This window comes from Ensifer sp. Root142, from assembly GCF_001426785.1.
Taxonomy (GTDB): domain Bacteria; phylum Pseudomonadota; class Alphaproteobacteria; order Rhizobiales; family Rhizobiaceae; genus Ensifer; species Ensifer canadensis.
In genome coordinates this window covers 300,721-309,023 of the sequence record NZ_LMFK01000047.1, presented here as the reverse complement: position 1 = coordinate 309,023, position 8,303 = coordinate 300,721, and the positions used below count along the sequence as shown (strand labels likewise).

General features: G+C 59.4%; 8 protein-coding genes. 4 read left to right on the top strand and 4 right to left on the bottom strand.

Annotated elements, in window-relative coordinates; all coding sequences use genetic code 11:
- The coding region (locus tag ASD52_RS33600; RefSeq protein ID WP_057226539.1) for a porin at positions 1-714 on the top strand (714 nt) is incomplete at its 5' end.
- A gap of 303 nt (positions 715-1,017) precedes the next feature.
- Here the strand turns inward: ASD52_RS33600 and ASD52_RS33595 are convergent.
- From ASD52_RS33595 to ASD52_RS33590, 3 genes are all read right to left on the bottom strand, one after another.
- Positions 1,018-1,917: an alpha/beta hydrolase gene (locus ASD52_RS33595; protein ID WP_025426377.1), complete on the bottom strand. Its 900-nt coding sequence runs from the start codon at positions 1,915-1,917 to the stop codon at positions 1,018-1,020.
- Between the two features lie 222 nt (positions 1,918-2,139).
- Complete coding sequence (locus ASD52_RS38045; protein WP_081788894.1) at positions 2,140-2,625, bottom strand: BA14K family protein; 486 nt, start codon at positions 2,623-2,625, stop codon at positions 2,140-2,142.
- Between the two features lie 342 nt (positions 2,626-2,967).
- Positions 2,968-5,040: a lytic transglycosylase domain-containing protein gene (locus tag ASD52_RS33590; RefSeq protein WP_025426378.1), complete on the bottom strand. Its 2,073-nt coding sequence runs from the start codon at positions 5,038-5,040 to the stop codon at positions 2,968-2,970.
- A 296-nt stretch (positions 5,041-5,336) separates the two neighbouring features.
- Here ASD52_RS33590 and dapA point away from each other — a divergent pair, with 296 nt between their 5' ends.
- Positions 5,337-6,221: a 4-hydroxy-tetrahydrodipicolinate synthase gene (gene dapA / locus ASD52_RS33585; protein WP_025426379.1), complete on the top strand. Its 885-nt coding sequence runs from the start codon at positions 5,337-5,339 to the stop codon at positions 6,219-6,221.
- The gene (smpB, locus tag ASD52_RS33580; protein WP_025426380.1) at positions 6,221-6,700 is read left to right on the top strand and encodes an SsrA-binding protein SmpB; all 480 of its coding nucleotides are present in this window, start codon (positions 6,221-6,223) and stop codon (positions 6,698-6,700) included. The genes dapA and smpB overlap by 1 nt, the downstream gene beginning before the upstream one ends.
- A gap of 71 nt (positions 6,701-6,771) precedes the next feature.
- Here the strand turns inward: smpB and ASD52_RS33575 are convergent, their stop codons facing one another.
- Entirely contained in the window at positions 6,772-7,353 is a 582-nt protein-coding gene (locus ASD52_RS33575) for an NYN domain-containing protein (protein ID WP_025426381.1), read from the bottom strand.
- Positions 7,354-7,823: 470 nt separating this feature from the next.
- Between ASD52_RS33575 and rpoZ the strand changes: the two genes are divergently transcribed.
- Positions 7,824-8,231 carry a DNA-directed RNA polymerase subunit omega gene (gene rpoZ / locus ASD52_RS33570; protein ID WP_025426382.1) on the top strand — a complete coding sequence of 136 codons (408 nt, stop codon included), beginning with the start codon at positions 7,824-7,826 and terminating at the stop codon, positions 8,229-8,231.
- Positions 8,232-8,303 lie beyond the last annotated feature (72 nt).

Below are 8,303 nucleotides of genomic sequence, written 5' to 3'. Positions count from 1 at the left end.
GGCACGCTCACCGGCTTCTTCGCTGCTGAATTCAATGCCGACAACGACACCGACTCTGGCGATAGCGACTTCATCGACGTTGATGAAGCCTACATCCAGCTCGGTGGCCTGAAGGCCGGTTTCTTCTACAACTGGTGGGATAAGGGCATCAACGGCGAAACCGACACGCTCGGCAACGTCACCGAGTTCAACTCGATTGCCTACCTCTATGACGGCGGCACCTTCCAGGCCGGTATCTCGATCGACGAGCTCGAAGGCTGGTCCACCAAGGCAAACGGCGTTGGCATCTCCGGTATCGTTTCGGCTTCGCTCGGCGGCGTTTCCTTCGACTTGCTCGGCGGCTACGACACCGAGTGGGAAGAAGGCGCGATCCGCGGCTTGCTCTCTGCAGACCTCGGCCCGGGCGTCTTCCAGCTTGCTGGTATCTGGGCTTCGAACCCGAACACCTACTGGGCTCAGTCTGAGTGGAGCGTTGCTGCTTCGTACCGCTTCAACGCAACCGACAAGCTGGCGATCACTCCTGGCGCTCAGTACTTCGGTAGCCTGCAGGATTCCGTCAACAGCTTCGGCGGCGACGATGCATGGCGCGCTGGCGTAACGGTTGACTACAAGATCACCGAAGGCCTCGCTACCCGCGTATCGGTTCAGTACGAAGATGAAGACAACGGCGACGACCAGGTATTCGGCTTCGTCCGCCTGCAGCGCGACTTCTAATCTGANGGCCTCGCTACCCGCGTATCGGTTCAGTACGAAGATGAAGACAACGGCGACGACCAGGTATTCGGCTTCGTCCGCCTGCAGCGCGACTTCTAATCTGATCTGACCTCGGTCAGTTTAGAGAAGCCCGGCTTTCGAGCCGGGCTTTTTCGTTTGGCGCTCTCCATAAAGGAAATGCGATCTCAGGCGGGAGCGCAGGCGCGCGTTCGCTGCTACAGCGCCGCGCGTCCTATTAGACGCGCAAAGGTCGCCGTAGCACTTTGAATTGCTGCATGTTTTTATCCTTAAATCGAATAGGATTTAAGGAAACATGCAGTGGTGAACAAAGGCGGCTATGGCATGCCTGGGGCCGTCGAGATGCAGCAGCGGTGCATGGCCTTGTCCGGCGGCTGTCACGGTCGTCAAGTTGGGATGCCTGCTCTTCATCTCATCGACCGTGGTGCTTGACAGCAGCTTGGAATGTTCGCCGCGAACGACCATCATCGGAAGCCCGGTAAAGGCGTGGAACTGGGGCCAAAGATCCGGCAGCAACATGTCCGACGTCAGCGCCTGCAGTTGTGCCGCAATTGCTGGATCGAAGTCGACGACAGGAATGCCGCCTTCGTCGCGATAGATCGCCCTTGCCATCTGCAGCCATTCGACCTCGTGAAGGATCGGGAAATCGTCTCCGTGTATGGCTTTCAGGTAGTTGGGCGCTGCGGTCCAACTTACCGGTCCGGTCCCTGTGTTGAGATAGTCCCGGATCCCGAGCAATCCCCCGATTTCGATGACAGGCCCGATGTCATTGAGCACGGCCCCTGCTATCAAGCCGGGGGCCAGGCCGATCAAATGGTGCAGGATCAGCCCACCACGTGAGGTGCCGATAAAAATTGCCTTTTCAATAGCGAAATATGCGCACGCGGTGATGACGTCGGACGTTTCGACTGCAACCGTATAGCGACTCTTATCGCCGTCGCGTTCCGAATTCCCGCGGCCACGGTAGTCCAATGAGATAACGGGGTGCCCGCCTCCCGACGACGATGCAAGAAAGGTGGCAAGTTGGTGAAAGTCTCGGCTGTTGCGCGTGAGCCCTGGCAGGCAGATAACCGGAGTTGCCGCTCGTGGCTGAGGCCCAGGTCCGTAGGCCCGCGCGTAGAGCTGCAATCCGCCAACCCCGGGGAAGCGATGTTCCCGAAACGCATCCGCCCCATACTCGTTCATTTCAGCCTCGCCCTCCATCTGCACCCGGGCGGATCGTAGCCATTGAAACGGAAACGGCAAGCAGGCGGTCCGGCGTTCAGGGAATGAAAGGACTCGCCGCTCGCGCTACCTTTTGGACCGCGAGATCGCCGGTCACAGGCTTTAAAACCACGTTTTCGCGCCGATACCGGAGCAGCGGAAACATTGGGAGGGTGCGAGGGGCCGCCGCCCCATCCAGTCTTTTCAGTAGGGCGAATTGCACTGCCGCCGCGGACCACCATAAGGCTGATACGTGTTGTCCCAGGCTCGATAGGACCGATATCGGGCGTAGCACCAGCTGGTATGTGAGCTGCCGCCGGCAACTCCCGGACGGTTGTAGTATCTTGGCTGGCTCAACAAGCCGCCTATGATCGCACCGGCCGCAAGTCCGCCGATGAACGCGCCGGCATCATTATCGTGGTCCCGATAGTATCCGCGGTAACCATCGCGATAATGGCCATGTCTGTCGCCGTAGTAACCGTGCCGGTTGTACCGATAGCCACGGCCGCAATAGGGGAAACCACATCCGCTAGCACTCTTCCGCGCTTCACCGCGCTCGTACGGGAATTGCGCCGGTTGGACATCGGTGGCTTGAGACGCAATCTTCGGGGCGATCGGAAATGCTTGTGCTGGCGGAACGCCACTCATTACTGTCACCACCGACAGGGCGATAACTGTTAACGTCTTCATTGCCTTCACCATTTTCTTCGGGGAGGATGGAACCTTCAAGAAGGGAAATGCGTGACATCGTACTTTGTGCCGCCTTCTGCTATCACGATTATTTGATCATCTCCATTTGTCAACGATAACGACGAACAACCAATCTGAACCTACAGCGCCGCGGGTCTTATCAGACGCGCAAAGGTCGCTGTAGCACTGTGAATTGCTGCATGTTTTATCCTTGAATCGCATACGATCTAACGAAACATGCAGTAGCGTTTCCCGTTGGCACGGGTTCATAGAAGCGCGCTATCTCTTTGTTTTTATGCGATGTCTGACGCACCACCGCTGCGCACTCTTGCTGGAATTGCGCTAAGGTAACTGTCGTCCCATTCTAAGGTCGGCGACTATGTCAGCGCCTTGACCGAGCCTGACCTTGTAGACCTGATAGTTTTCCATCACGCGCTGGACGTAGTTGCGCGTTTCCTGGAACGGGATGCGCTCAATCCAGTCGACGACCTCGTCGATCGGTTTGCCGCGCGGGTCGCCATAGCGGCTGAGCCAGTCCGGTACGCGACGCGGGCCGGCATTGTAGGCAATGAAGGTGAGAATATAGGAACCACCGAAGCTGTTGATCTGCTCGCCGAGATAATGCGCGCCGAGGGTGGCGTTGTATCCGGCATCGCTCGTCAGGCGCTCCTTGGAGTAAGCAAGGCCGTAGCGGCTGGCTACCCCTTTGGCGGTGCCGGGCAGCAGTTGCAGCAAGCCGCGCGCGTTGGCCGTGGAGACCGCCGCAGGATTGAAGGCGCTTTCCTGGCGCGCGATCGCGTAGGCGAGCGCCTTGCCCGAGCCATCGATGTTGGCGGTCGACGGGATGACGCCGACGGGAAAAGCGAGTGCAGCGACATCGATGCCACGGCCAAAGGCGGTCTTGCCGATCTGGAGTGAAAGCTGATGATTGCGGGTCTTTTCGGCGCGTGCCGAAAGGATCGCCAGTTCGCCGGGGCTCGTCAGTTCTTCCGCAAGTGCCCGATAGATGCTGTCGGCACGCCAGCCGTGACCTGCCGCTTCCAGCCGTGCGATGGCGCGAACCGCCTCGCGGTTTTCGAAACGGGCACGGTCTTCCGCTGAAGGGGCGGGATAGGTAACGTTGAGTGCCTTGTGGCCGAGCCGCGCAGCGGCGAGTTGACCGTAGAAGGTGCCTGGAAAGCGGGCGGCATTGGCGAAATAGTCCTTGGCATTGCCCGGTCCGCCCGCTTCCGCCGATCGGCCGAGCCAATACCAAGCGCGGGACGCCGAAAGCGGCCGGTTGGAAACATCAAGGATCCGTCGGAAATGCTGCGATGCTGCGGCCGGATCTTCCATGCCGCGCAGCGCGAACCAGCCGGCGTGAAACTCTGCATCGACGATATCGGTCGCCTCGGTTGCCTTGTGGTTTGCGGCAACTCGGTAGGCGCCGCGAAAATCCCCCTTGTCCAGCAAGCCGCGGCTGACGATCCGTTGTTCGGTCCACCATTCACCGGGATTGACCAACGCGTCCTGATCCCTAGGCATCGTGGCCAGCAGCTTGGCGGCCTCCGCATATTTGTCCTGCTTACGCAGGCTTTCGATACGGATGAACAGATAGGCCGGGTCCTTATGCCATGAGGCGTCGATCGCCGATATCAGCGCAGGGGCATTGGTGCTGCCGCGGCTGACGGCGGCCCAGGCGCGATAGAGCGACTGCGCCTTGCCGAGATCGCTGAAGCGTTCGGCCTGCTCGACGCGGTTGCGATAAAGCAGCATCGTCATCCGCCGTCTGTGGTCGGCAACCGTCAGCAGGCCGGAAAATTCCGACAGGATCTGCGTTTCCACATCCTTGTCGAGCCCCTGCTTGAACCAGAGCGCGCGCAGCCGCGTTGCTGCGGTCGCACTCTGCCCCTGTGCCACCAGCGCGCGGGCAAGGATGATCGTCCCTTCCGTGGTTTCGGGCTGCGTCTGCCCAAAGGCGGCAAGAATATCGGGGGCTGCCGGGTTCTCGCGGTAAAGTGCGCGCTCGGAATGGGCGCGAAGCGATTTGAGGCCCGGCCACCCCTGCAGTTCGCGCTGGGCGTCGGCGATCTCGTAGGAGGGGACGCCACGTTGCCCCGATACGGCGATTGCCCAAGTCAGAATATGACGATCGAGCGTGCCCTCGTGCATGCCGTTTCGAACGGTGATCGCCTTGGTCGGATCCTTGTCGGAAAGCGCATCCAGACCGACCTTCAAGCCGCCCTGAATGGGCGATACCGTCGCCGGGATCGCGCCGGTGATGTCCTTACCCGAAACGCGCCCGACCTTGTCGGAGATTGCGGGTTTGCTGCCCGGTACCGGCACTGTGTTCGAGGCTTCGGAGGAGAGGGCCGACGAGGCCAGAAGCGCTGTGCCGATCATGGCGGCGACAGGCAGAAGAATTGATCCGCGCATCAAGAGCCCCGTGTTTCCCCGTGTCTCACATTCATTTGCCGCCGGATTGCCTAACGAAAGGTTACCGGGGTTTATAGATCACAGCAATCGCACCGCCGCCACCTTAGCACCGGGTGGCGAGCCTCAAGGATTATGCGGCTTGAACGTCAAGCTTTTACGTGAAAACCGGCATGAAATGCCGTGTCACGGCGCTTGCCGCAGCCCCCTCACATGATTATGGTGCGGCAGTTTTTTAACCGTCGATTACGGCCAAAGCGTGAGTGTATGCTCGTCCTTTGAGCCGTCAGGAGTTGTGCATGTTCAAGGGTTCCATTCCCGCTCTCGTAACACCGTTCACCGCCGCCGGCGCGGTGGATGCGGAAGGTTTCGTCGCGCATGTGGAATGGCAGATAAAAGAGGGAAGCTCCGGTCTCGTGCCCGTCGGCACGACAGGTGAATCCCCGACCCTTTCGCATGCCGAGCACAAGCAGGTCGTCGAGCTCTGCATCAAGGCAGCCGCCGGCCGCGTGCCGGTAATCGCAGGCGCCGGCTCCAATAACACGACCGAAGCCATCGAGCTTGCGCAGCACGCCGAAAAGGCGGGTGCGGACGCGGTGCTCGTCGTTACACCCTATTACAACAAGCCCACGCAGAAGGGCCTGTTTGCCCACTATTCGGCGATTGCCGAGAGCGTGAAGCTGCCGATCGTCATCTACAATATCCCCGGTCGCTCCGTCGTCGACATGAGCGTCGAAACCATGGCCGCGCTTGCCAAGGCCCATTCGACGATCATCGGCGTGAAGGATGCCACCGGCAAGATCGAACGCGTATCCGAGCAGCGCATGGCCTGCGGCAAGGATTTCGTTCAGCTTTCCGGCGAAGACGCAACGGCGCTCGGCTTCAACGCCCATGGTGGGGTCGGCTGCATTTCGGTCACGGCAAATGTCGCGCCGCGGCTTTGCGCCGAATTCCAGCAGGCCACCCTTGCTGGCGATTATGCCAAGGCACTGGAATATCAGGACAAGTTGATGCCGCTGCACAAGGCGATCTTCATGGAGCCTGGCCTGTGCGGCGCCAAGTACGCGCTGAACCGTCTCGGCCGTATGAGCCGCGCGGTTCGTTCGCCGCTGCTTTCGACACTGGAGCCGGCAACGGAAGCCGCAATCGACTCGGCGCTCAGACATGCAGGATTGATGAACTGATGGCACCCAAGGGAAGCCAGCGCACGGTCAAGAAGATTGTCGCGGAAAACCGAAAGGCCCGCTTCAACTACGAGATCGTCGACACCTACGAGGCCGGCCTGGTTCTGACCGGCACCGAGGTGAAGTCGCTGCGTGAAGGCAAGGCAAACATCGCCGAATCCTACGCCACCGACGAGGGCGGGGAAATCTGGCTGATCAATTCCTATCTGCCGGAGTACCTGCAGGCAAACCGATTCAACCATGAGACCCGCCGCCGTCGCAAGCTGTTGCTGTCCAAGCGCGAGGTCAACCGGCTGCAGGGGGCCGTCAATCGCGAAGGCATGTCGCTCATTCCGCTCAAGATCTATTTCAACGATCAGGGCCGGGCGAAGCTCGAGCTGGCGCTCGGCAAGGGCAAGAAATTGCACGACAAGCGTGAAAGCGCCAAGGAGCGCGATTGGAACAGGCAGAAGAGCCGACTGCTGAAAGAGCGCGGCTGAACGCAGCCGCACTCTCGCCCCGACGCCCTGCCTAAAAATTTTTTTCGTTGTTTGGCGAGTGACTGGTTCGCTCAGATCCCAACGGGGTCGGCTACCGGCTCGACATGTTGCCGGGGAACGCGTTCCGATGGGTCACGGCCGATTTCGGCCCGCAGCGTGACGAGATCGATGAAGTGATCCGCCTGTCGGCGCAGGTCATCGGCGATCATCGGTGGCTGGGTCGACATCGTCGATACCACCGAAACCTTGCGACCCTTCCGCTGCAGCGCTTCGACGAGCGTGGTGAAGTCGCCATCGCCCGAGAAGATCACCAGATGATCGACGGTTTCTGACTGTTCCATGGCATCGATCGCAAGTTCGATGTCCATGTTGCCCTTGATCTTGCGGCGACCGAGCGAGTCCGTGAATTCCTTCGCAGGCTTGGTCACGACCTTGTAACCGTTATAGTCAAGCCAGTCGATCAGCGGACGGATCGACGAATATTCCTGGTCTTCGATGAGAGCCGTATAGTAGTAGGCGCGTAGCAGATAGCCACGCTTTTGAAATGCCTTGAGCAGTTTGCGATAGTCGATGTCGAAACCGAGGCTCTTCGACGCGGCGTAGAGGTTGGCGCCGTCGATAAAAAGAGCGATTTTCTCGCGAGGGTCAAACATCGTTATTCCTTTTTGGTGCGCATCACATTCGGGTAAGCGGCCCGTCGGCGGATGCGCGAAAATACGGCGATTACATTAATAATTGCTGATATTGCAAATAATGTAGTTAACCACTTGCATTATTCCAAGCGGCGGCACGCGAATATAGCTAGTTTTAGCAGTTGCTGCAGTTCGTCCACATCGGAAATCTGCAGTTTCTACCAGGCGTTTCCGGTTTGTATTAGAAAATGCAACTAGGGTGTGTGAATACAAAGTCCAGCCCGTCCGCGTCGCATTTTATCACGCAGTAAAGGATGATGTGAGCGCTCCGTGCAGGAAAAACTTGAACTTATGCTGTTTTGATTGTATCCGGGCGGCTAATTCCAGAAATCGGAGCCGACGAGGCCGTCATCCGGCGGCCGTTCCGGTCTCGTGTCGTTAATCCGTGCTGCGGCGATGATCGCCGCGCTTTGAGCCCAAAAGGACAGGCAATGGCCCGCGTCACCGTCGAAGATTGCATTGACAAGGTCGACAACCGTTTCGAACTCGTGCTGCTCGCCAGCCACCGCGCCCGCCTGATCTCGCAGGGCGCAGCGATCACCATCGATCGCGACAATGACAAGAACCCCGTCGTGGCTCTCCGCGAAATCGCCGACGAGACGCTCTCGCCCGGCGACCTCAAGGAAGACCTGATCCACTCGCTGCAGAAGCACGTCGAAGTGGACGAGCCCGAGCCCGATCCGGCTTCGCTGGTGCAAGCCGATGCCGACACGACTTTTGCCGAGACGGCGGAAGACGACGACCAGCCGGAGGCAATCACTTTCGACCGCATGTCGGAAGAGGAACTTCTGGCCGGCATCGAGGGCCTCGTGCCCCCGGAAAAGAGCGACGACTACTGAGATCCGTAACGGAACAAGCGTTCCCGCGTGTTTTCAAAGCAGTGCGCCACTCGTATGATTGGCGCACTTTTT

What these genes read in the sequence shown, in the direction of transcription:
- ASD52_RS33595 (WP_025426377.1), bottom strand. Translation starts at nt 1,917, where the DNA reads ATGAACGAGTATGGGGCGGATGCGTTTCGGGAACATCGCTTCCCCGGG.
- ASD52_RS38045 (WP_081788894.1), bottom strand. Translation starts at nt 2,625, where the DNA reads ATGAAGACGTTAACAGTTATCGCCCTGTCGGTGGTGACAGTAATGAGT.
- ASD52_RS33590 (WP_025426378.1), bottom strand. Translation starts at nt 5,040, where the DNA reads ATGCGCGGATCAATTCTTCTGCCTGTCGCCGCCATGATCGGCACAGCG.
- dapA (WP_025426379.1), top strand. Translation starts at nt 5,337, where the DNA reads ATGTTCAAGGGTTCCATTCCCGCTCTCGTAACACCGTTCACCGCCGCC.
- smpB (WP_025426380.1), top strand. Translation starts at nt 6,221, where the DNA reads ATGGCACCCAAGGGAAGCCAGCGCACGGTCAAGAAGATTGTCGCGGAA.
- ASD52_RS33575 (WP_025426381.1), bottom strand. Translation starts at nt 7,353, where the DNA reads ATGTTTGACCCTCGCGAGAAAATCGCTCTTTTTATCGACGGCGCCAAC.
- rpoZ (WP_025426382.1), top strand. Translation starts at nt 7,824, where the DNA reads ATGGCCCGCGTCACCGTCGAAGATTGCATTGACAAGGTCGACAACCGT.